This is a genomic window from Myroides odoratimimus (assembly GCF_038039805.1).
Classification (GTDB): Bacteria; Bacteroidota; Bacteroidia; order Flavobacteriales; family Flavobacteriaceae; genus Flavobacterium; species Flavobacterium odoratimimum_B.
Window position 1 is genome coordinate 14,392 of record NZ_JBBPHK010000029.1, and the last position, 24,475, is coordinate 38,866.

Consider the following 24,475-nt stretch of genomic DNA (forward strand, 5'->3'; position numbering starts at 1 on the left):
ATGCTTAATCTAGGTTAAAGAAAGCGGTGTGAATTTGATATCTACTTCATGTGAAATCTAGCGTCATTTTAGCTCTTAAAAAGCATAAAATAAATCACGTATATAGGCTAAAATAAGGTGTAATGACAAAAAATCGCAGTGTGAATAAGATGCAGTATTGTTATATGTGTAAAATAGATGTTTATTGTTCTAAAATTAACAAATAAATTAGAATTAGTGTTTTTTTAACCTCTAAAAGGTAGGTGGTTTTAAAGGTGTTAAATGTTGGTTTTTAGTAGTTTACGGTATAGTTGTTATTGGTTTTTAAAGAAAATGAACCTGTATAAATCGTAAATTTAATAGAGGGTAAAGGAAAACCCTCTTTAATATAAAACATTATGAAAGCAAAACTTGTACTACTAACTCTCTTCTCATTAGTAGTATTAGGGTGCTCTCCAGAAGATGGAGGCATTGGAGAAAAAGAAGTGACTATCACTTTTATCAATAAAGAAAAGCAAGTATTGATGAATGATAGTTTTGACTTAATGAATGAACTGAAAATTGAGAATGCAACTAAAGAACAAGTTGTATGGCTCAGTGAAAACCCAAGTGTTGTTCGCTTAAATGGAAGCATAGGTAAAGCGCTTTCAGAAGGAGAAACCAAAATTACAGCCAAAGTAAAGAATACTAACGTTCAGGCGAGTATGAAGATTCGTGTACAAGAACAGATCTTACAATTTAAACAAAAAGAATTATCTTTAGTTACGAATAAGACTTTCAATCTAAATGATCTACTAGAAATTAAAAATATTGAGTTAGATCAACTAAAATGGACTGTAGAAAATCCCAATATTTTAACTATAAATAAAGGACAGATTACTACTTCTAGCGAAGGGCGATCTAAAGTGACTGTAGAGTTTGGGAAGGCTAAAGCCATTATCACAGTTATCGTTGAAAAGAATGAACTCCAAGACATTATTTTTGATGGGGATATTATTGAGATTACAGGGATGCAACAGAATAAGATTCCTTATCGCACCCTACCAGAAGGAGCCAGTACAGCTGGAGTCAGATGGGAGATTTTTCCAGGGGCCATTAGTTTATTTGATAACGAAACACTCTACTCTGATAGATTGGCTAGTAGTACACTAACCGTTATATTGCCCAATGGCAAAAGAAAATCAATAGAAGTAAGAGTGGTCTCTAAAGGGATTCTTGAAATTAAAGCACCTTATGGTACCAGTATAAAAATTGTCGAAGAACAAGAAGAACAATTTTATCTAGTTCTACTCCCTTTAGGTGAAACTTTTGAGGACTTTGAAGTGACTATGGATAATCCAATTATCAAAGTAGATCGTGAAGGATATATCAAAACATTTTTTGGACAAACAGGCGTAACAAATGTAACGCTTAGAAGTAGACAGAATCCACATGTATCGATCACGATGAGAGTAGAAGTGGTCAGTTTTATAAATGATGTTTTGGTCAGCTCACACATCTTTGACGAGATTATAACTGACGGAAACCCATACAGGCGAATTACAGTATCAGCTGTTTAGCCCTAGGAGAGAAGGTATCTCTATACAAGATTTTATCCTCTATGACGGATATAATCGAGTGATCTTTAAAGACTCTAAGACCTATGCACTAGAACAGATTTATGCTATTAAGTTAAACAAAGTCTATAAACCATACGCGGAGTTTACCTTAATGTATAAAGACATAGCCATCAGATGTAGAAAAGAAGTCAACGTAGTAACTGGAATACCAATCCCGAAGGGGAACCTTCGGGGAATTAAGAATTAAAAATTAGGAATTAGGTTTCCTAACAAGAAATTGTATTAACCACCCCGCCTTTCAGGTACCCCTCCACTGGAGCTACTCTTTATACATAAATTATTAAGCAGAGTATGTTGTTGAAAAGTGTGATTTAATAAAAATAATCTATTGATTATAAGTTAATTAATTGTATTATTTGTTTGTTTTTTGTATCTTTATACATGAATATTAGTGAGATAGATTCCTTTTTTAAAGGAGCATTTAAAGATAAAAGGATAGATAAACGAGCAAATAAATTACTTAGTAGTATTGTTGAAAACAGTAGTGTAGTTATTAACAAAGCATGTAGTACTTTTAGCGAAAAAATAGGAGGATATAGAATGTTAAATAACGAACGAGCAAACGAGACTGATATAAAAGATCAAGTTTATAAAAAATGTGCTGAACAAATTAGTACAGATCATGTTCTGTGTATTGAAGATACTTCAGAGATTAATTATTCAGGTAAAGAAGGGCGAATTAATACAGATGATTCTGAATGGGGAATAGTTGGAAACAATAAAGATACAGGTGTTTTTTGCCACCCAACCCTTGTTGTAGATGCTCACAGTGGTATTCCATTAGGTTTCTCATCGATTAAATTGTGGAATCGACAAAGAGATAAGGAGGATAAAAACGAACGCAATTATAAGATTTTAAAGATTCAAGATAAAGAATCTTATTGATGGATAGAGTCTGCTGAACTAAGTAAACAAAACATACCTGAAAGCACAAAAATTACAGTGATAGCAGATAGAGAATCTGATATTTATGAGTTTTTAGCAACAGTTCCTAATGATAGATGTGATGTATTGATTCGTTCATCAGCAAATAGAATTTTAGAAACAGAGGAAATGCGTCTACATGAAAAAATGTGTTCATTGCCGATTAAACATATTTATAATATCAAGGTACAAGGGAATCATAAACGCAAGAATAGGGAAGCTAAAATGGAGTTGCGTTATGACTCTGTAGAAATTAAATGTCCTCATAATTTAAAAGCAGATCAGCCGAAATCACTAACTGTTTCATGTGTTTATGTTGTTGAAAATTCTGAAACTGTTCCAAAAGGTGAATCACCAATTGAATGGCGCTTATTAACTACTCATGAAGTAGAAAGTAATGAAATAGCTATGCTTTGCGTAGAATGGTATAAACAAAGGTGGTATATAGAAGAAGTCTTTCGCTTAATCAAAAGTGAAGGTTTAAAAATCGAAAGTACTCAGTTAGAATCAGGAGCGGCTCTAAAAAAACTTATAATATTCGCATTGTTAGGAGCTTGGCAAATCATGATGGTTAAACTTTCTTATGATAAGAGCGATATTTCTGTTCCTGCAAAACGGGTTTTTACGGATCCACAAATAGAATTTCTACAGATTCTTTTAAAAACAGTTGAAGGAAAAACTGAAAAACAAAAGAATCCTTTTGATAAAGATACTCTTGCATGGACATCATGGATTATTGCTCGATTAGCTGGGTGGTCAGGCTATAAAAGTCAAGGTCTTCCAGGCTACATTACTATTAGAGATGGAATACAATGTTTTAATGCAAAATATTAGGTTTTTGAATTGCTTAGAGATGTGTATAAAGAGTAGCCTTAGGAGGGGTGCCCGTAGGGTGGGGTGGTTCTTTCCTCCCGTGGAGTGATGCCCGCAGGGCGGGGTGGTTCCTTCGTTTAATTCCTAATTCCGCGAAGGACCCGTGCGGTTATTATACCCAATGGTGTGAAATTTTAACATTTTGTGAGTTTAAACTACAACAGTGAGTTTAATTATTGTTATAAGTTTATAAATGAAATTTAGATCTATTCATTTTATGATATAAAACTTATAATAAGTGATTTAGATTTCTATCTATTGTAATTATTATAATTAGATCAGCCACTCAGATAAGATAAATAAAAATCTATTTAGAGTGAAAATGTTTAATATCCTAAAGGAATAATTATTCTTAATTAATAACCAGGACTAATTATGAGGCAGTTCTTATAGTTAGTTATTAAAATCGATACAGTATGAAAAAAATCTATTTTATGATGGGGCTAATAACTCTTTCAACAATGATAGTATCTTGTTCAAATGATGATAATTTACAACAAGATATAGAAGTAAAGCAAAGAGAGAAACAAGCAGAGGCACAAGGAGTACTTACAATAAAAGATGAAACGGAAATTGAAACGAAAAGCTTCTCTACCGAAGAGATGAATGATCGTGGTGATTTTGATTTAGATAAAGATAAAACAAAGAGAGAAGAAAAAGGAAAAGGAAAATAATAAGTGTGTACCTTTTTTAAGGTTATAGATTTTGCAGTGTAATAAAGCGATTCAAAATGAATCGCTTTATTGTTTTGATTATAAAGCAATCGTTATGCGTTTTAGTTTATTATTATTTTTATTTTGTTTTTTATCTTGTAATGGGGTAACAGAGAAAAAAACGAAAGAAACAAACTATTTTGAAGGTTATGCTGAGGCTATTGATAAAGAAGTTTATCTAGATAGTATTGCTACTTTGATAATAAAAAGACCTAATGACTCTCTAACTAGAGAAGCACTTTTGAGATTAGCTAATCGCTATGAGTGGATAAAGCGGGATAAAAAGGTTAAAAAAAATCTAGAAAAACTGTACTCTTACTCAAAACAACAGGGAGATACAGCACATATAGCCAAGACCTATTGGTATTTAGGAGATTATTACGATAGAAAACAGATTTTAGATAGTGCTTATTTTTACTATCTCAAAGCTGAGAAACTTTATGCCTTACAAAAGGATAGTATTAATTGGGCTAAAATGCTTTCTTATAAAGCTGGTGTTTTACACGATACAGGGGTTTATACAGAGAGTGAGACGACGATAGCCCAAGTTCTACAAGTGTTATCCAAACAAAAAAATACTAGACTTATCTATGAGGCCAACTTCCAAATGGCGTCAGTACTGAAAGAGCTGAAAGAGTACAGAGGTGCTTTAGAGTATTATGTAAAAATACCAGAATTGCTTAATAGATTAGAAGAAGAAGGGTATGACAAATTTAATTTACAACGCTCTTGGCTATCCTATTATAATAATATAGGAGGGTATTATCAAGAGGTAGGTAATTTAGAAGAAGCCAAAAATTACTTTCAGACTGCACTTAGAAATCAGTATGTAGATAGTTTTCCCAAATTAAAGGCAATGGTTTTAAATAACTACGGTTATAATCAGATGCTTCTTTGTGATGATCCTCGAGTGATACAATCCACACTTGAATCTGCTTTAGATATTCGGACGCAGATTAACCATAAACAAGGTATTGTTGCTAGTAAAATACGAATAGCAGAATTAAATTTTTTAAAGAAAGATACCTTAACGGCTTTAGTTCTAATGAAGGAAGCTTATACTATGGCTGCAGAAGATAAGAATCTTTATGAATTGACAGAAAGTCTAAAATTTTTATCCGAATATGATGTTCAGGACAAAGAGCTCTATACTACTCTTTATCTCAGAACCCAAGATAGCATAAGAACTCTTGAACGTCAAACGAGAAATAAATTTGCCCGTATCGAATATGAAACAGGAGAAATAGAAAAGAGAAATGATCTTCTAAAGCAAAGAAATGCATATTTAGGAGGAGTTATTTTACTAGTAGTCATACTGTCTATTGTGTTTTTTATTGTGCTTAGTTTGCGAATGAAAAATAAAAAACTTTTGTACCAACAAAAAGATCAACAAGCTATACACCAGATTCAAGCTCTGCTTTTGCAGCAACAAAGCATAACCTATAAGGCAAAAAATAAACAAAGAAAACAAATAGCCAAAGACCTACATGACTCTATTATTAATAGGGTATTTACTGTGCGTATTAACCTTGGGCAACTGTCAACTGATCAAGCGGAAGAGAAAGAAAAGTTAATAGATCAATTAACGCAAATTGAAGCACAGACCAGAGCATTATCTCATGATATGCACAAGACCTTATTTAACCAAGAACAAGATTTTAGTTTAGTACTTGAGAATTTAATATTAAGCCAGAAGAATCAATTCGAAACTGTTTTTGAGTGTTCTATTGATAGACTTATTAATTGGGAAGTGTATACACTGTACCAAAAAGCACAGTTATACCTTATTGTACAAGTATTGCTTCAAAATGTAAATAAACATGCGCAAGCTACTAAGTGTTTAGTGATTATTCTTTTAAGTGAACACCATATTATTGTTAAAATCCACGATAATGGTATTGGTATCGATACTAAGAAAATAGATAAAGGATTGGGTTTTAAAAATATAAAACATCGACTAGAAGCGTTACAAGGAAAAATGACAATATCTACTATTAGTCAGATGACAACGATTAGTTTAGAAATTCCCTACTTTCAAAAGAATATTTAAGGATAGTTTTGTTGTGTTTTTTATAAATATAATATTGTGTAATTCTTTTTTAATAGTAAATTGCATTGTGTTTTTTATAAAAATAATTATATGACTATATTACTTGCCGATGATCATTTCATGACTTTAGAGGGATATATTTCTATTTTAAACGATGAATCTAATACTTACATTAAAGCCCAAAACTGTGAAGAACTCTATAGTCAGATACTTTGTTTAGACCAGCTTGACGTAGCTATTATAGATTATGATATGCCGATATACGAAGAGCGAAATATATCGTCAGGTTTAGATTGTACCTCTATGATTAAAGAGCGCTTTCCTTATTGTAATATTATTTTAATAACTGCACATGAGGAAGCCTTTATTCTTTATGGTATTTACCGTAATAAAACGATAGATGCACTGATTGTAAAATCAGATTTTTCTGCCAAGACTTTACAGGATTTGATTCTTAATAATAAGGGATCCGAAACTTTCTATAGCCCTATTGCTAAGGAGTCTATAAAAAAAGTAATTGCTAAGAATACACTTCTAGATCCTAAGAACAGAGAGATTTTAATGTATTTATCTCATGGGTATAAAATTACTCAACTAGAGAGTTTTGTCTTTTTAAGTGTAAGTGCTATACAAAAGCGGATAAGTAAAATGCTACATGAGTTTAATGTAACAGATTATCAGGAATTAATTCAAATCATAAAACATAACCAGTTGCTCTAGTATATTGTAATAAAATCATTTAGTATGTATTGCTTGTTATTATGGTTAAATAGTAAGGTTAATTTGTTATTATAGTTATTGTTTTGTTTTAAAAAGTATATTTTCGCATATGGTTGTTGAAAATACTTGTTTTTTTAACACTTGGTGTAGTTTGGCTTCCTATATAGTTAATTGTCTTGTTGTCAGTTTTTTATATTGAATTAGTGTTGTTAAATTTATGTTATTATAAACCAAAATAATATTGATAATATGAAATTACACCACAAGATCCTTTTAGGATCATTCATCTCAGTAGCTTTGGTATCATGTAACACAAATGACAATGATACACCAGCAAATGATAGTAGTAAGGGGTTAAAAGAATTAAGAGCAGTGCCTAAAGCGGATATTGTTTCAGGATTTGAAGGTGCGAAAGTCTGTAAAGATGTTTATCCAAAAGGAACTGATCCAAGAGGGGCTGTTGTCAGAAGTACAAAGTGGCCTAATGGAAGTGTTATTACTGTAGGGTTATATGGAGGAACTCCTTATGTTCGCAGTAAGGTTAAGCAATACGCGCAGGAGTGGTCTAATTATGCTAATATCACTTTTAACTTTGTGGAAAGTGGAACTCCTCAGATTCGAGTTACTTTTACGCAAGGCGCAGGATCGTATTCTTATTTAGGAACACAAGCCCTTAGTATTCCATCTAATGAAGAAACAATGAACTTTGGTTGGTTTGATGATTCGACTAGCGATGCAGAGTTCAGTAGAACAGTTATTCATGAGTTTGGTCATGCATTAGGAATGATACACGAGCATCAACATCCTTTAACGAATATTCCATGGGATAAAAATAAAGTGTATGCTTATTACGCTGGTTATCCGAACTATTGGAGTAAAAAAGATGTGGATAACAATCTTTTTGCAACCTATTCAACTACGCAAACTCAGTATAGCGCTTATGACACCCAGTCAATTATGCATTATAGCATAAGCAGTGCTCTTACTACAAATGGATTTAGTGTAGGGAATAACTCTGTCTTATCAGCAACAGATAAACAGTTTATTGCAACAGTTTATCCAAGAAACTAAATTATATACATTAGGTTAGTTTTAATAATAGTCTACCTTACCCTAGTGGGAGGTAGACTTTATCTATAGATGGCTATGCGTAAAAATTATCTTCTATTGTGTCTTATTCTTTTGTCAACCTATTTGTCTGGTCAAGTCAAAAGCCCTCCTTCTTATATTATTCCCTATCTACACTGGAATCAAGAAAAACTAAATTGGAATATAGCAGGCAATGAGTTTGGACAGTATCCTAATGTACTCTCAGAACTAGAGTGGGAGAAGTTATATGGGCCAGAGATTGGGGTAGAAGCAGCTCTAACAGTATGGTCTAAGTTTCAAGTAAAGTTAGACTTAAGTTATAAAACCACCTTAAGTGGAAGAGTTACTGATACAGATTACGCAGGCGACAATAGGCTGATAACCACATCAGAACTTAATCTTCAAAGTGATAAAGGTCATCATATCAAAACAAGATTAGAATTCTCCTATCTTGCTTGGTCTAATGATCGCTGGTCTATAAGCCCTCATATAGGCTATTGGGCAAGCTATCAGAAGTTGTATATGTTAGATGGAGATACTCCACTTATCCCCCAAAAGAAGCTTAACAGTAAATACAGCCCTCAATTACAAGGGATAACATTAGGTGTAGAGACGTACTTTACACATCATAAATGGGAAACTTCTTTAGACCTTACAGGGATCTATCTACCTTATTACACTGCTAAAGCAACTTGGAACCTTAGAGAGGAACTAAGGCAACCCCTTAGTTTTAAACATAAATCTAAAGGAGTAGGATATAATAGTACACTGCGAATCGGATATCAACTCGCAAGACATATCCAACCTTTTGTATCGGCTAGTTATACACACATAAAAATAAAGAAAGGAACAGACGAACTTTTTAAAGCCAATGGAACAACTCATACCGCCCAATTAAATGAAGTGCATTCAAGCGGTTTAAGCCTAGGGATAGGAGTGAAGATATTTTTAGGGTCCTTATAAAAAATAATTATTATTTTATTAAAATTAAGAACATCAGGTAGTTGATAAAAATATAAGACAACAATTTTATCTAGAGTTTTATTACATAAATAATTTAAAGGCTATTAAATATACCACAAAAGAGGATTATATCCTCTTTTTCTATTTTTATCAATCCATAGTAAAACTTTTAAAAGGCTATTTAAAGTCAATTGAAGACTGAGCATACCAAGTTTTATTAATACATAGTTTTCCTGGGACATTTGAGCTAAGATATTAAGCAAACAGCTTAATAAATAACTTATAAATGTCAAATTTTATGAAAACAAAAACATTTCAAAAATTAGTAGTGTTAGGTCTAACACTACTTTTATCAAGCAATCTTTTTGCCCAAGGAAACGGAATAGCAGGAATTACAGAAGCTACCCAGATGGTTACTTCTTATTTTGATCCAGCCACTAAACTTATCTACGCTATTGGAGCAGTGGTTGGTCTTATTGGAGGGGTAAAGGTGTATAACAAATTCTCAAGTGGTGATCCCGATACAAGCAAGACAGCTGCAAGCTGGTTTGGGGCTTGTATCTTCTTAATTGTAGCGGCTACAATTCTAAGATCATTTTTCCTTTAAACAATGCGCTTATGAAAAAGTATAATATTAATAAAGGCATTGGAGCTAGCGTAGAATTTAAAGGACTCAAGGCTCAGTACCTGTTTTATTTTGCAGGTGGACTATTAGGAAATCTAATTTTTATTATGGTTTTGTATATGGCAGGGTTAAACAATCTTATTTGTTTAATCCTTGGTCTTGGACTATCAGGCTATCTTGTTTATAAAGTATTTTCAATGAACAAAAAATATGGTCAGTATGGTCTTATGAAGCTTCAAGCCAGAAAATACTTTCCAAGATACATCATCTCAAGAAAAAATTTTAGAGGGTATTTAAGTAGTAACTTAAAACTAAGACACTATGAGAAATACAGCTAAAACAAATACCTTAGAAAGGATGTTTCCGATTCTTTCGGTTGAGAATAACTGTATTGTCTCTAAGCAAGCAGATATCACGGTTTGCTATAAAGTCATCTTACCTGAGATATTCACCATCTCAGATAAGGAGTATGAGACTATTCACAGCCTGTGGCATAAGGCTATTAAAACATTGCCTGAGTTTACTGTGATTCACAAGCAAGATTGGTTTATAAAAGAAAGCTATCATGCGGATTTTAAAGATCTAGAACAAAGCTATCTAAGTAGAAGCTTTGAAAGGCACTTTAACAAGCGTCCCTATCTGAATCATAGTTGTTATTTGTTTATCACTAAGACAACAAGAGAACGAATCAAAAGCCAAAGCAATTTCTGTTCACTTACAAGAGGAGAGCTTATTCCTAAAGAGATTAGAGATAAAGACTCAGTTTTAAGCTTTTTAGAGGCTACTGCTCAACTTGAGAAAATAGTTAATGATAGTGGACTCATTCAGTTAATTAAACTAACAGAAGAAGATATCATTGGCTCAGAAGATAAAAGTGGACTATTAGAGCAGTACCTGACTCTAAGTTCTAGTAAAAGAGGAAGCCTTCAGGATATAGCTATAAGTAGCGATAAGGTTAGAGTAGGAGATAACAGCCTTTCTTTACATACCCTTTCAAGTACAGAGGATCTTCCTACTGAGGTATCGTATTTATCACGTTATGAAAAGCTATCAACCGATAAAAGCAGCATGGCTTTATCGTTTGCTTCACCAGTTGGACTCTTGCTTAATTGTAATCACATCTATAACCAGTATTTGTTTTTAGAAGATAGTGACTCTAATTTAAAGCAGTTTGAGAAGTCGGCTAAGAATATGCACTCACTTGCTAGATACAGCAGAGCCAATCAAATTAACAAGCAATGGATAGAGGAATATCTAAATGAAGCTCATAGCAAAGGACTAACATCTATTAAAGCTCACTTTAATGTAATGGCTTGGTCTGATAATTTAAGTGAGCTTAAACAGCTTAAAAATGACTGTGGAAGTGCTATTGCTTCTATGGAGTGTGTACCAAGACACAATACGGTTGATGCTGCGACACTTTACTGGGCAGGTATGCCAGGTAATAGCGGGGACTTTCCAAGTGAAGAGAGCTTTTATACCTTCATAGAACCTGCCTTATGCTTATTTACAGGGGAGACCAATTATCAAAACTCACTATCTCCCTTTGGAATTAAAATGGCAGATCGGCTTACTGGTAAACCAATTCATTTAGACATCTCAGACTTGCCGATGAAAAAGGGAATTATCACCAACCGTAACAAGTTTATCTTGGGACCTTCGGGAAGTGGTAAGAGCTTTTTTACCAATCATATGGTAAGGCAGTATTATGAGCAAGGCGCGCATGTGCTCTTAGTTGATACAGGAAACTCCTACCAAGGCTTATGCGAGCTTATTAAAGCAAAGACAAAAGGGAAAGATGGCGTGTATTTTACATACACCGAAGAAAATCCAATTGCTTTTAATCCGTTTTATACTGATGATGGCGTGTTTGATATTGAAAAAAGAGAGAGTATTAAAACTCTTATCCTGACGCTTTGGAAGCGTGATGACCAGCCGCCCTCACGATCGGAGGAAGTAGCGCTTTCAAACGCAGTTAGTGGCTATATTCAAAAGCTTCAAACAAGCCACATAAAACCAAGTTTCAACAGTTTTTATGAGTATATCAAAACAGATTACAAAGCTGAGTTAGAACAAAAACAATTTAGAGAAAAGGACTTTGATCTCTATAACTTTTTAAATGTACTAGAGCCTTACTACAAAGGAGGCGAATATGACTATTTATTAAACTCAGAAAGTGAGCTTGATTTACTTAATAAACGCTTTATCGTCTTTGAGATAGATTTAATCAAGGAGCACAAAATTCTGTTTCCCATTGTGACTATTATCATCATGGAAGTGTTTATAAATAAGATGAGGCGTCTTAAAGGTCAGCGCAAGCTAATCTTAATAGAGGAGGCTTGGAAGGCCATAGCTAAAGAGGGGATGGCAGATTATCTACGCTACCTTTTTAAAACCGTTAGAAAGTTCTTTGGAGAGGCAATAGTAGTAACCCAAGAGGTAGATGATATTATTCAATCTCCAATAGTTAAGGAGAGTATTATCAATAACTCTGATTGTAAAATACTGCTTGATCAGCGCAAGTACATGAATAAATTTGATGATATACAGGCCATGCTTGGACTTACTGACAAAGAAAGAGCTCAGATACTTTCAATAAACCTAAACAACAATCCAAACCGCCTTTACAAAGAAGTATGGATTGGTCTTGGTGGTACTCACTCGGGAGTATATGCAACAGAAGTAAGCTACTCAGAATACCTAGCTTATACCACAGAGGAAACGGAAAAATTAGAGGTTATGAACCTAGCTAAAGAGTTTGATGGTAATCTAGAGATGGCTATAAAGCGGCTTGTACAAGAAAAACAGCATGAATAAGAAAATACTCTAATCCAACTTTTCTAAGGATAAAAAATAGTACTCAGTAGAGTAACCAATCAATTAAAACATATTACAATGAAAAAATTATTACAGGTAGTTGTGGTAGCGATGCTACTAGTTCTACCAATAAAGAATTATGCCCAGTGGACAGTTTATGATCCAGGAAACTTAGCCCAAGGTATTATAAATAGCGCTAATGAAATAAGACAAACTTCCGCTACAGTTAGCAATGTGCTTAAAAACTTCAAAGAAGTAGAAAAGGTCTATAACCAGAGCAAGGAGTATTACGATAAACTTCAATCGGTTAATAACCTAGTTAAAGATGCAAGGAAGGTTCAGCAGACAGTGCTTTTAGTAGGTGACGTTTCGGAGCTATATGTCAAAAACTTTGGCAAGATGCTCAACGATCCAAACTTTTCCCCTCAGGAACTTGTAGCTATAGCTAATGGATATTCCGTGCTTCTTCAAGAAAGTACAGAGCTTGTGAAGGAGCTTAAGCAGATTGTAAGTAGTTCAACTTTATCATTAAATGATAAAGAGCGTATGGATATTATAGATAGGGTTTACAAAGAAGTAAAAGACTATCACAACCTTGTTAGTTACTACACAAGAAAAAATATTGGCATCAGCATCTTAAGGGCTAAAAAGAAAAACAATACCCAAAGGGTACTTGATTTATACGGTACTTCTAATCAAAAATACTGGTGAGTTATGGGTGAGAGTAATCTTCATGAGGTTTTACAAAACCTCTATTATGATATGATGCCACTTGTAAGTCAGATGGTATCTGTGGCTAAGAGTTTAGCAGGTCTTGGAGCGCTTTTTTATATCGGCATTAAAGTATGGCAAGCCTTAGCAAGAGCAGAGCCTATTGATGTGTATCCAATGCTTAGGCCATTTGCTTTGGGAATTTGTATTATGTTTTTTCCAACCCTTGTTCTAGGAACTTTAAACACGGTTTTAAGTCCTGTTGTAAAGGGAACGCATCAGATATTAGAAACCCAGGTTATAGATCTAACATCTTTACAAAAACAGAAAGACATTTTAGAAAAGGAGGCTATGCTTAGAAATCCTGAGGCTGCTTATTTAATTTCTGATGAGGCCTTTGATAAAAAACTTGATGAGCTTGGCTGGTCACCCTCGGATCTAGCCACTATGACAGGAATGTATTTAGAGAAATGGCAATATGATTTCCAAAAAAATCTAAGAGATGCTTTTAGAGAGATACTCGAGATAATTTTCCAGGCTTCAGCTTTAATTATAGACACGATTCGGACCTTCTTTTTAATTGTGCTGTCCATATTAGGGCCTATTGCATTTGCAATCTCCATTTGGAGTGGTTTTGAATCTACGCTCTTACAGTGGCTCACGCGGTATATAAGCGTGTATCTCTGGTTACCTGTAGCCGATTTATTTAGCGCAATGCTAGCTAGGATACAATCCTTAATTCTTGAAAGAGATATGCTATTGCTTTCAGATCCAAACTTTATCCCTGATACCTCAAATACAATATATGTGATTTTTATGATCATTGGCATTGTGGGATACTTTACAATTCCTACCGTTACAAGTTGGATTATTCAAGCCAGTGGAGGCTCAGGTTTTCTTCGTAATGTAAATCAATCTGCGCTTAAAACAGGTAATATTAGTTCAGCTGCAGTTGGGGCTACCTCAGGAAATATAACTGGTAGACTAATTAAATAATTTTAACACTTTAAATATGGAATTTAAATCACTTCGAAATATAGAAAACAGCTTTAAACAAATTAGACTCTACGCTATTGTATTTGCTGTAGTTTGTCTTATAGTAGTAGGATTCTCTATCTATAAAAGCTATGATTTTGCTAAAGAGCAGCGAGAGAAAATCTATGTGCTTGATAAAGGCAAATCACTTATGCTTGCTCTTTCTCAAGACGCAAGTATAAATAGACCAGTAGAGGCAAGAGAGCACGTAAGGCGCTTTCATGAGCTATTCTTTACCCTCTCACCTGAAAAGGCAGCCATTGAAGGAAATATGCAAAGAGCGTTTAACCTTGCAGATAAAACCGCTTTTGACTACTATAAAGACTTACTTGAAAAGGGGTACTATAGCCGCGTAATTTCAGGAAATATTCAACAAAGGGTAGAGGTAGATAGTATTAAAATTGACTTTAATAACTATCCCTATAAAACAATGACTTATGCGACTCAGTATATCATACGATCTAGTAACCTAACTAAAAGGAATCTTATAACAAGTAGCCAGATTGTTTCGGCTGTACGCTCTGATAATAACCCCCAAGGGTTTATTATCGAAAAGTTCACAGTTGTAGAGAATAAAGACTTAGAAGTTGTTAAACGCTAAAAAAATAAGACTATGAATAAGCTACAACTTCTAAGAAACAGTTATTTAAGTAGACTTAAGGTCTACTTAAATAACCTCTCTATAGAAAAACAGCGAGTTTTATTACTTACCGTTTTTACACTCTACGGACTTGTTTGTCTTTTTATTGTAAAGACAAGCTTTACTTCTAAAATAAAGCAAGCATCAAGTAGAGTGAATCAGAGTAATATAAAACCCGTTAAGTATTTGCTTGATAGGCAAAAGGTAGAATCACACTCAACTAGTAAAACTAAAATATTATGAATCAAGATCAGTCATCAAAAAAAAACCATCAGATAGAGAAAGTACCCAAAGAAAATAAGGTAATTCAAAACCTTATAGAAAAACACAAAAAGCACATTGTCTTTGCTTTAATGGGCATTGTGTTTTTAGGGGCAATGTATCTTTTGTTTAAACCTGAAGAGAAGGAGTTTATCACTCACAATGATTCCGTTCCTGAGGCAATAACCCAGGGGATGCCAACAGATAAAGTAAAAGCTTATGAAAAGGAGCTATGGGAACAAAAAAAGCAGGAAAATGAAAATCAAATTCACTCTTTAGCAGATTATTGGAATGAGCCTCAAGATGAGTCTAATATTACTTATAATCATAAGGATTATAATGTAGAACCTACTTACACGCCCTACGAGCGGTCTTATCAAAGCTACAAGCAAACCCAAGATGTGCTTGGTAGTTTTTACATCAGTACTGAAAATCCTGAAACCGATCGTCTTAAAAAGCAAATAGAAGAGTTAGAAAAGCGATTAGAAGAGAAAGATACTCCAACTACTATTACTATGGATAATCAATTAGAACTTATGGAAAAGTCTTTTCAGATGGCAGCTAAGTATTTACCTAGTGGCCAAACTCCAAATGTATCAGTACCCGTAAATCAAACTAGCAGCATCAAAACAATTCCAAGTAAGAAGCAGTCTATTACAGTTATTGATAAAACAAGTAAAGAGATTGTTTCTACGCTTGTAAAACCAATGAGTTTTCAGGATTTAGTATTACCAATTAATTTTGAAAACAATCAAACCTTTTATACTGCTGAAGGAGAACCTAAAGCGCAAATCCACAAAAACAGTATAAAAGTAAGTATCAAAGAAGATCAGGTTATTATAAACGAAGGTTACATCAAACTAAGACTTTTAGAGAGCATTGTAATAAATGGAGCTTTATTACCTAGTGAAAGCACGCTCATTGCTAAAGTAAAAGTAAACAGTGGCAGGCTAGAGCTTAGTGTAAATTCTATTAAGATAGAAGAGACTATCATAGAAACAGAGCTTATTGGTTATGACAACTATGGGCAAAGAGGACTTGAGGTATTAGACCTTCAAGAGATAAGCGCCTCAAAAGAAATCATAGCTAATATGGGACAGACAGCAGGCACAAGTATCTCAATGAGTAGATCTGCCTCAGATCAAATAGCAACAGATTTAACCAAAGGACTAATCCAAGGAGTGTCGGGTTACTTTTCAAAGAAAGTAAAAGCTCAACGAGTAACCTTAAAACAAGGACAAGAGCTGTTTCTGGTTCCTAAAGAATAACAATCAATAACCAAGTAAAATCAAATCATTATGAAAACAACCATTAAACATATGTTATTGTGCTTATTAACAGTAAATACATTAATCGCTCAAAAGAGCAAATCTATTAATCTATCAACTGCTGAGGTAATTCCTTATAAGGTAGAACTTACTCAAAACAAAACCACTCATATTTTATTTCCAAGCAGCATTGAATATGTTGATTTAGGAAGTAGTGAAATAATAGCTAATAAAGTAGAGGTAACTTCCAATGTTCTTCGTTTAAAAACTACAAAAGAAGTTATCAAACCTACAAACTTTACTGTAATTACAAACGATGGCAAATACTATAGTTTCAATACTACTTACAAAGAAAAGCCGATACAACTAAGTTATGACCTAACCAAGTTTGAAAAACAAGTAAATAAACAGCAAAGCGAAGTGTTATTCAAAAACTTAGGTACAACTAGGCCAAGTCTGGCTGATCTTTTTATGGAAGCAATCATCAAAAAGAATAAAAAAGAGCTAAACATTAAAAGCAAAAGCTACGCAGTAGAAGCAAGGTTAAAGAATATTTATGTTCAAGATGGTAAATTATACTTTCACATCTCTATTAATAACAAAAGTAATTTACCATATGAGGTTGACTATGTCAGCTTTAAAATCAAAGATAGAAGAATTTCAAAACGAACCACTATTCAAGAAGTGAATTTAAAACCGATTAGAATTATTAATGACTATCAAACTATTAATAGTCAAAGTAAACAAGATAATGTTTTTATGTTTGATCAGTTTATTTTATCAGACAAACAAGTGCTTTTAATTGAGATTAATGAGAAGAATGGAGTGAGAAATCAGGTTTTGAAAGTAAGAAGTTCGGGTATTTTAAAATCAAAAAAATTACATCAACAATAGTTTGGTATGTTTACTAGTGAATAAAAGAGGCATTAATTAAAAAAGTTTAAGTTTAGGCGCTATTTTTAATTGAACATATGGTCTCTTCTTAAATAATAAAGAAGTTCCTGGTAATGGTAATAACTTTGATTTCTATTATAATGGCTCTCAAGCTAATTATGGAGTTGATATAGATGATATAATTAAGGTAAGAAAAGGTCAATATGATTTAGAATCACGTAATTTTGTTTTAAAATAAATATAAATATGAAGTATAATTGAGAATGCATTGAAATTGGATCTTCCACTTTTGGTAGTAATTTTAGCTGAAATCATAGTAATTTGTATTATAAATTAATTGCTTATATGTATAAACATGTGATTAAAAACTAGTTCATTTTTTGCTATTTTAACTTATCGTTATTATTTTTGCTAAAAAAAATTAACTACATGAAAAGAATTTTATTAGGAGTGTATGCTTTTTTAGCAGTTTATTCGGTTCATGCTCAGGAAGCTGAGTCTAATACAGCAATAGAAGCTGTTAGCCCATGGACAAGAACAGGTAATTTTACTTTTTTACTTAACCAATCTAGCTTCTCAAATTGGCAAGCAGGTGGAGATAATAACGTATCTGGAAGTTTTAAAGTGAATTACGATTTCAATTACAAACAAGGTGATTGGAACTGGGATAATAAAATAATTGCTAGTTATGGTCTTACTAAGTTAAAAGGGCAAGATCAGAAAAAAACTGATGATAGATTAGAGTTTAACTCATTACTAGGTAAAAAAGCTCAGGGTAACTGGTTCTATTCTGCATTCTTGAATTTCAAGACTCAGATGGATAGAGGAGTAGATAAAGATGGAGTATATAACTCTCACTTTATGTCTCCAGCTTACTTACAAATAGGACCTGGTATGTTGTGGAAAAAGAGTGATAATTTAAAAGTGAATATTGCGCCAGCTACTTCACGTTTTATCTTAGTTCACGACCACTTTACAGAGTTTGGTGATGCTTTTGGTGTTGAAAAAGGTAAATCAATGAAATACCAACTGGGGATGTCTATTAATGGATACTACAAATTCGACGTTATGGAGAATGTATCTGTTGAGAATATCTTAAACTTATATTCTAACTATCTGAAAAAACCAGAGAATGTGGTAATTGATTATCAGTTGAATGTAGTGATGAAGATTAATAAATATCTTTCTACAAACTTTACATTCCAAACAATCTATGATGACTTAGCTTATAAAGGCTTCCAAGTTAGAGAGATGGTTGGAGTTGGAGTAAACTACAACTTCTAATAGAATACATACAAAGGAAAAAGGTTGGCAAATGCTAGTTAGGGTCGGAAGATTAATCTTCCGACCCTTTTTTCTGAAAAGTCGTCTGATAAAAAAGATTCTAGCCAATAATATATTAGCCTAGGTTAGATCTACCTAAGTTAAATAGTAGCTTAAAATCTATCAATTATCAATATTTCATTTAATAATTATTGTTATTCTAGTACTTTGAAAAAGAAGTATAATTTTTTATACGAGCTCAAAAGTCATCAACTTTTGGTTCTTAACGTGTGTTATCAGTTTTATTTCCGAGGAGTTCAACCCCCAAAAAAAGCAGATCTTACATTATATTGACGAATAAGCTTTTTCTATCTTAGTATAAAGTCTGGTTATTTTATTATTGAATATTCTTTAGTTTAGTTAGTTCTTTTTCTAGTCATTCAATCTTTTTTAATCTTCTATTTTTTTAAGTACACGACAAAAAACTAAAGCAATTGATATTTAAAGGGGTGTGTTCATTTTTAGAAAGCAGTAATCTTGATAGGCAGTCAAGTCCTAGTTTAAAGCCACTAGATTTGAAGGCTTTAAATAAGGTTTCTACTTGCCATCTTGCTTTGTAAGTATCGATATAGATTGAGTAGCTTCTAAAGCAAAATTAGTTTCATTCATGATCTTTTTAACTTTATTTGAGTCATTGCGATAATACTCTACAAGTATAGGCATTAAAAAGTAAAGTATATAAGAAATAGGTATTATGAAAAAAGTTATCAAGTACTAACCTCTATATAAAAAGACACTAAATTTTTAAATGATAAAAAAAATTAGTTATAATCGAACTCAGGTTATAAATTAATTTCCATGATATAATAAATCGATCAACTATTGTTAGACTACTTCTATTTAGGTCATTTATTAAATATTATATAACATATACATATGTTATTTGAATTACCTTATTTTTTTTTCAGTAAAATATATGTATTAATGTTTTATTATTAATAATATATTAGTAGTTTTACTTCTATGAACATCTATATATAATATATCTTTAAAAATAAATCGTCAAATATTTAATTAAACTATAAAACTGTAGAGATGTTAATAAATATTTTATTTTTCATTAGCCTAGGTATTCTTTTTATAAAAGAGTTAATACTATATTATATAGTAAAAAAGAAGAATGTTTATATGGTAAGTTTTAACTTATTAAGTAGACTTAATTATCTTGTTATAATACAAATTTCCTCTTTCTTTTGGTTTTTTGTAGTTAAAAAAGATCCACATATGTTACCGTTGTGGATTTTATTATTTGTATTTTATGGACCTTACTTGTTCTTGATATTATACCATTATTTATTGGAAGAAAAAAATAGCTTTTTAAATTACTATTTACAGAATTCTTTTTTTTCATTATGTTTTTTTGTTTTTTTATCTTTTGTCTTTTTTCACTTTATAGATGATTTACATTTAAGTAGTGATATATGGTATTTTTTATGTGTTTTTGTATCATTGCATTTGTTATATTATGCTATCAAGGGGTTTTACATGTTAGGATCTATAAAAATAAATAGGGAAAAATATTTCCAAACCTATAAAGTACTGATGATTCTGTTGGTTTTTATTTCTATTTTTTCTGTTTTTTTTGCAATAACTCTTGTTTTTTATCGATATTATTACAATGTGTTATTTAGCTTTTTAGGATTAAATTTATTTGGCTTTTATGCTTTTTTAGGAACTTTGAGATACAAGTTAATATACAATATTTATAATAACACAGATGTTGAGGTTAAAGGTCAATTTGATATTGTTCAAGAAAAAAATCAAGTTTTAATCTCCTTTCAATTTAGTGATCCTATAGTACTGGATACTGATAATCAAAAAAATATAGATTTAAAAGTGATTGAAAGTGAAGAGGATGTTTATCAAGAAGATACCAAATATGAAAAAGTAAGATTGAGTAAAGATGTACTTAATAGAATAGATAAAAAAGTTAATCAGATTGTTTTAATAAATAAAGCATATTTAGATCCTAACTTTAAAATTACTGATTTAGCCATACAAACGAAGATATCAAGGTATTATTTAGCTCAGTATTTTTCTTCTATTCATAATATGAATTTTCGAGAATATATAAATTCTCTACGTATAGATGATATTTTGGAATATATAAAAAATCAAAAACAGAAGGAAAAAATTACTGTTAATGAATTATTTTTTCAAAGCGCTTTTAATTCTAAAGCATCCTTCTTTAAATGTTTTAAGAGTATTACAGGGATGACTCCTTCAGAATATCTAAAATCTCTATAATTTTTTGCAAATCAAGAAAGACTTCAATCTAGTAGTGCTGATTTATATAAAATAAAGATATGAGTAAATATTACTATTGAAAGAAAAAACATATCTTTTGTACAAAAGAACTTTATAAAGATAAAGGAATATTATTTCACTTTTAAACCTCTTCAAAGAGTATTAGTAGTTATTAACTTCTCTGATATAAGATTGTTAATCTAAAGTATATTTATTTAAGTTTTGTTAGATTAAGATTTAAAAAAGAACAAATATTTTATAAAATATTTGATGTATAATTTCATTATTAAAAAGTATAAACTGTTTTTTATTAGCTGTTTACAAGTGTTTATTTGTTAGGTGATTATTTTTTTTTTAGGATGTACTTGTATATAACAAAAAAACACTTTTTTATATAATTTTTTTTTGATTTTTACCTAAAGATTTGGGCGAATTATTTAAAGATTATTATTTAGTAATTTAATATGTAAGTTAATTTTAATAAAGTATGAAAAAACAGCTATTGAAAATAAGCTTATTGACAATGTTGCTTTTCGTAGGTATGAGTACTTATGGACAGAAAGTAGCAGAGAAGAAAGCGGATAAAGAATATCAAACCCAAGCTTACGTAGATGCGATCAAGATCTATGAACGCATAGCTAGCAAAGGATACACCAATGCTGATATGCTGAAGAAGTTAGCGGATGCATATTACTTTAATGGAAAATTAATAGAAGCAAATCAGTGGTATACTGAATTGTTTGAAGGTCAATACGAAGATAAAGGTAAAGAAGTGTTACCATCAGAATATTATTATCGTTACGCGCAGACGCTAAAAGCTGTAGAGAACTATGATAAGTCAAAACTGATGATGGAAGAGTTCTCTAAATTAGAGGCAAACGATTCTAGAGCGCAACTTTTTGAATCTAGTAAAGACCGTTATCTAAAAGAGATAGAAAATAACTCTGATCGATACGAACTAAAGAATATAAGTGTGAACACTGCATATTCAGATTATGGAGCAGCTTTATTGGGAAATCAGTTGATTTATACTTCTGCTCGTAATACAGAACATCAGTCAGGAAAGAGATTACACGAATGGACGAACGAGAGTTTTACAAGTTTATACAGTAGTGTGATTAATGCAGACGGTACTTTTGAAGAACCAGTGAAGTTTGCACCTGAGTTAGACACTAAAGTAAATGAAGCAACAGCTGTATTTACTTCTGATGGGAAGACGATGTATTTTACACGTAATAATACAAGTGCAAAAGGGAAGAGAAGATTAAATAAAGAGCATTCAACTTTATTAAAAATATATAAAGCGACTTTATCAGAAGAAGGTAAATGGGAGAATGTAGAAGAGTTGCCGTTTAACTCGGATAACTATAATACAGCTCACCCAGCTTTAACACCAGATGATAAATGGTTATACTTCTCTTCAGATAGAGAAGGAACTTTAGGACAGTCTGATATCTTCAGAGTAGCATTATATCCTACAGGAGAATATGGTAAAGTAGAGAATATAGGGAATAAAGTAAATACAGCAGGTAGAGAGACATTTCCATTTATATCTAAAGATTACTTCTTGTTCTTTAGTTCAGATGGACACCCAGGACTTGGTGGTTTAGATGTCTTTGTGACGAAGATTAATGTAGATGGAAGTGTAGGTCAAGTGACAAATATGGGAACACCTATTAATAGTAGCACAGATGATTTTGCATTCTATATTGATAGTAAGACACGCAAAGGATTCGTTAGTTCTAATAGAGTGAATGGTGTAGGAGGAGATGATATTTACTTCTTTATGCAGAAAGTATGTCACCAGAGTCTAGAAGGTATTGTGTTTGATAAAGATACTCAAGAGGTATTAACTAGTGCTAAAGTAACTGTGTATGATAACTCATATAAAGTAATCGGAGAAATAATCACTGATGATAAGGGATATTATAGAATAGATGATCTAGAGTGTAGAGGAAAGTATCGTCTAAAAGCAGTAGCGGATAAGTATAATACTGAAGAAGTAAGTGTACAATTAGACGCTGTAGCTGGAGGAGTTAAAAAACAAGATATTCCTTTAGAGAAAACAGAGAAACCTATTGCTAAAGATGATGATCTATTTAAGAAATTAAAACTGAATCCAATCTACTTTGATTTTGATAAATCAAATATTCGTAGAGATGCATCTATTGAATTAATGAAAGTGGTAGAAGTATTAAAAGAGTACCCTACTATGAAGATAGATGTTCGTTCTCATACAGATAGTAGAGGAAACGATGATTATAACTTAAGATTGTCTGATCGCAGAGCGAAGTCTACAGTACAGTGGATTATCAGCCAAGGTATCGAGGCAAGCCGAGTGACAGGACAAGGATATGGTGAGACACAATTACAGAATAAGTGTAGTAATGGAGTACCATGTACAGTAGAAGAACATCAGTTAAATAGACGTAGTGAATTTATTGTTATTGATTTATAGATAATAATGTTTCATAGTATCTTATTGGGCAAATATTTAATTTTTTAAATCTTTGCTTAGAAAATGTGGTAATATTTAAAAATAAAAAATTAAGATGTATACTCATAAGTGTTTTTATAATCAATAGTTTTATTAATGTTATACCAAGGCTAAGTTATTCATTCTATTATTTGTGAAGTAACTTAGTCCTTGGAATACAATTAGTAGGTTACAAACTTTTAAACAAATAGGTAATTTATGGGGAGGGAAAGTATGCTCTATAGAATTTTATTTTTGAAGTATTTGTAAGGTAATTATATTATTTTGAGAAGGATTATAGGTTTTTGTTGAGTATAGAATAATGTTTTAATTAGATAATTTAAAGAAATAAAGAGTATAGATATTTTTCATTTGTTAGTGTATTAATTTAAAAAACTTGTAGATATATCTACAAGTTTTTTTATTGTACTTAGCTCTATTTACTATTAAATATTTTTTATAAATCGAACTTATATCAATGCGAATTAAAAGGTGTAGGCTTCCCCATTTTAGGACACCTTTAAATTCGATAAATAATTCTTCATCAAATCTTGGCTTATATTCTTTAGGCGATTTATTTCCTAATGCTTTATGAGGATGGTTAAAATTGTAACCCTCTTTCCATTTCTCTACCAATCTTAGATTCTTAGAAGTTTTTTAGTCTTACTAAGTTATTAGTTTGTTAGTAAGAATATATAGATAACAAAACAAAACTGTTTTTTTAGACATTTTTTAGATATTTGAGTACTAATTAAAAATGATTGAAGATTACCAAATATCACATAAGCTATTTTATTTTTTTTTTGTGATTTTAAGTAAGGAGTTATTTACTTGACGATTAAAAAGCTGGTAGTAAGAAACTTTATAATAAAATAGTGTGGTATTTGTAATGAAGACCTTAGTTTCAAAACTAGAAACTAGGGTCTTTTAATCAAGCACAACGGAGATCAGATTATTAATTTATCCTCTTAAATAAAGAAAAAGACTAACTATACTATTTTTATAGAATATATCTAGTAATGTTTATTCTGTGAAGAAGAAAATTATGAGTTGTAAAGAAGTTTAATTTTAAAAAAAAGGAATATGAATGAAGATCAATTTAAAAAAACAGTGAACAATGCTCAAGGTAAAGTAGAAGGAGCAGTAGACTCTATTAAGGATACTGCTAGCAAGGTTCATGATCAGGCTCAGAATAAAGTAGAAGGAGCAGTAGACTCTATTAAGGATACTGCTAGCAAGGTTCATGAT

19 protein-coding genes are annotated in these 24,475 nt (G+C 31.8%); all 19 read left to right on the forward strand.

The genetic code is table 11. From position 1 onward, the window contains the following. The first annotated feature begins 377 nt into the window (after nt 1–377). The 19 genes from AABL85_RS15740 to AABL85_RS15830 all read left to right on the forward strand — a co-directional run bounded on the left by AABL85_RS15740 (nt 378) and on the right by AABL85_RS15830 (nt 23,209). A complete protein-coding gene (locus tag AABL85_RS15740; protein ID WP_341310764.1) occupies nt 378–1,538 on the forward strand; it encodes an Ig-like domain-containing protein in 1,161 nt (386 codons plus the stop codon). 441 nt (nt 1,539–1,979) lie between these two features. Continuing rightward, nucleotides 1,980–2,483, forward strand: coding sequence for a transposase DNA-binding-containing protein (locus tag AABL85_RS15745; protein ID WP_341310765.1), 504 nt, complete (start codon nt 1,980–1,982; stop codon nt 2,481–2,483). Between the two features lie 3 nt (nt 2,484–2,486). Further along, nucleotides 2,487–3,356 (forward strand): IS4 family transposase, encoded by an 870-nt coding sequence (locus AABL85_RS15750; protein WP_341310779.1) that lies wholly within the window; start codon nt 2,487–2,489, stop codon nt 3,354–3,356. A 455-nt stretch (nt 3,357–3,811) separates the two neighbouring features. Beyond that, entirely contained in the window at nt 3,812–4,069 is a 258-nt protein-coding gene (locus AABL85_RS15755) for a hypothetical protein (RefSeq protein WP_341310766.1), read from the forward strand. A 94-nt stretch (nt 4,070–4,163) separates the two neighbouring features. Next, entirely contained in the window at nt 4,164–6,158 is a 1,995-nt protein-coding gene (locus tag AABL85_RS15760; RefSeq protein WP_341310767.1) for a sensor histidine kinase, read from the forward strand. Between the two features lie 90 nt (nt 6,159–6,248). Continuing rightward, nucleotides 6,249–6,878: a response regulator gene (locus AABL85_RS15765; RefSeq protein WP_341310768.1), complete on the forward strand. Its 630-nt coding sequence runs from the start codon at nt 6,249–6,251 to the stop codon at nt 6,876–6,878. Between the two features lie 249 nt (nt 6,879–7,127). After that, nucleotides 7,128–7,949: a M12 family metallopeptidase gene (locus tag AABL85_RS15770; protein ID WP_041892510.1), complete on the forward strand. Its 822-nt coding sequence runs from the start codon at nt 7,128–7,130 to the stop codon at nt 7,947–7,949. Nucleotides 7,950–8,024: 75 nt separating this feature from the next. Continuing rightward, a complete protein-coding gene (locus AABL85_RS15775; protein WP_341310769.1) occupies nt 8,025–8,930 on the forward strand; it encodes a hypothetical protein in 906 nt (301 codons plus the stop codon). Nucleotides 8,931–9,228: 298 nt separating this feature from the next. After that, nucleotides 9,229–9,537, forward strand: coding sequence for a DUF4134 domain-containing protein (locus AABL85_RS15780; protein ID WP_025124855.1), 309 nt, complete (start codon nt 9,229–9,231; stop codon nt 9,535–9,537). 11 nt (nt 9,538–9,548) lie between these two features. Beyond that, a complete protein-coding gene (locus tag AABL85_RS15785) occupies nt 9,549–9,893 on the forward strand; it encodes a DUF4133 domain-containing protein (protein WP_341310770.1) in 345 nt (114 codons plus the stop codon). Beyond that, a complete protein-coding gene (locus AABL85_RS15790; RefSeq protein ID WP_341310771.1) occupies nt 9,877–12,372 on the forward strand; it encodes a TraG family conjugative transposon ATPase in 2,496 nt (831 codons plus the stop codon). Before AABL85_RS15785 ends, AABL85_RS15790 begins: the two co-directional genes overlap by 17 nt. 78 nt (nt 12,373–12,450) lie before the next feature. Continuing rightward, complete coding sequence (locus tag AABL85_RS15795) at nt 12,451–13,083, forward strand: DUF4141 domain-containing protein (RefSeq protein WP_341310772.1); 633 nt, start codon at nt 12,451–12,453, stop codon at nt 13,081–13,083. A gap of 3 nt (nt 13,084–13,086) precedes the next feature. Then, the gene (gene traJ / locus AABL85_RS15800; protein WP_041892498.1) at nt 13,087–14,079 is read left to right on the forward strand and encodes a conjugative transposon protein TraJ; all 993 of its coding nucleotides are present in this window, start codon (nt 13,087–13,089) and stop codon (nt 14,077–14,079) included. A gap of 16 nt (nt 14,080–14,095) precedes the next feature. Then, nucleotides 14,096–14,719 (forward strand): conjugative transposon protein TraK, encoded by a 624-nt coding sequence (gene traK, locus AABL85_RS15805; RefSeq protein ID WP_341310773.1) that lies wholly within the window; start codon nt 14,096–14,098, stop codon nt 14,717–14,719. A gap of 278 nt (nt 14,720–14,997) precedes the next feature. Further along, nucleotides 14,998–16,287 (forward strand): conjugative transposon protein TraM, encoded by a 1,290-nt coding sequence (traM, locus tag AABL85_RS15810; RefSeq protein ID WP_341310774.1) that lies wholly within the window; start codon nt 14,998–15,000, stop codon nt 16,285–16,287. 30 nt (nt 16,288–16,317) lie between these two features. Continuing rightward, nucleotides 16,318–17,181, forward strand: a complete 864-nt coding sequence (gene traN, locus AABL85_RS15815) for a conjugative transposon protein TraN (protein ID WP_341310775.1) — start codon at nt 16,318–16,320, stop codon at nt 17,179–17,181. A gap of 429 nt (nt 17,182–17,610) precedes the next feature. Continuing rightward, on the forward strand, nt 17,611–18,465 hold the full coding sequence (locus tag AABL85_RS15820; RefSeq protein ID WP_341310776.1) for a DUF3078 domain-containing protein: 855 nt from the start codon (nt 17,611–17,613) through the stop codon (nt 18,463–18,465). 1,074 nt (nt 18,466–19,539) lie between these two features. After that, the gene (locus AABL85_RS15825; protein WP_341310777.1) at nt 19,540–20,751 is read left to right on the forward strand and encodes a helix-turn-helix domain-containing protein; all 1,212 of its coding nucleotides are present in this window, start codon (nt 19,540–19,542) and stop codon (nt 20,749–20,751) included. A 487-nt stretch (nt 20,752–21,238) separates the two neighbouring features. After that, nucleotides 21,239–23,209, forward strand: a complete 1,971-nt coding sequence (locus AABL85_RS15830) for an OmpA family protein (RefSeq protein ID WP_341310778.1) — start codon at nt 21,239–21,241, stop codon at nt 23,207–23,209. Nucleotides 23,210–24,475 lie beyond the last annotated feature (1,266 nt).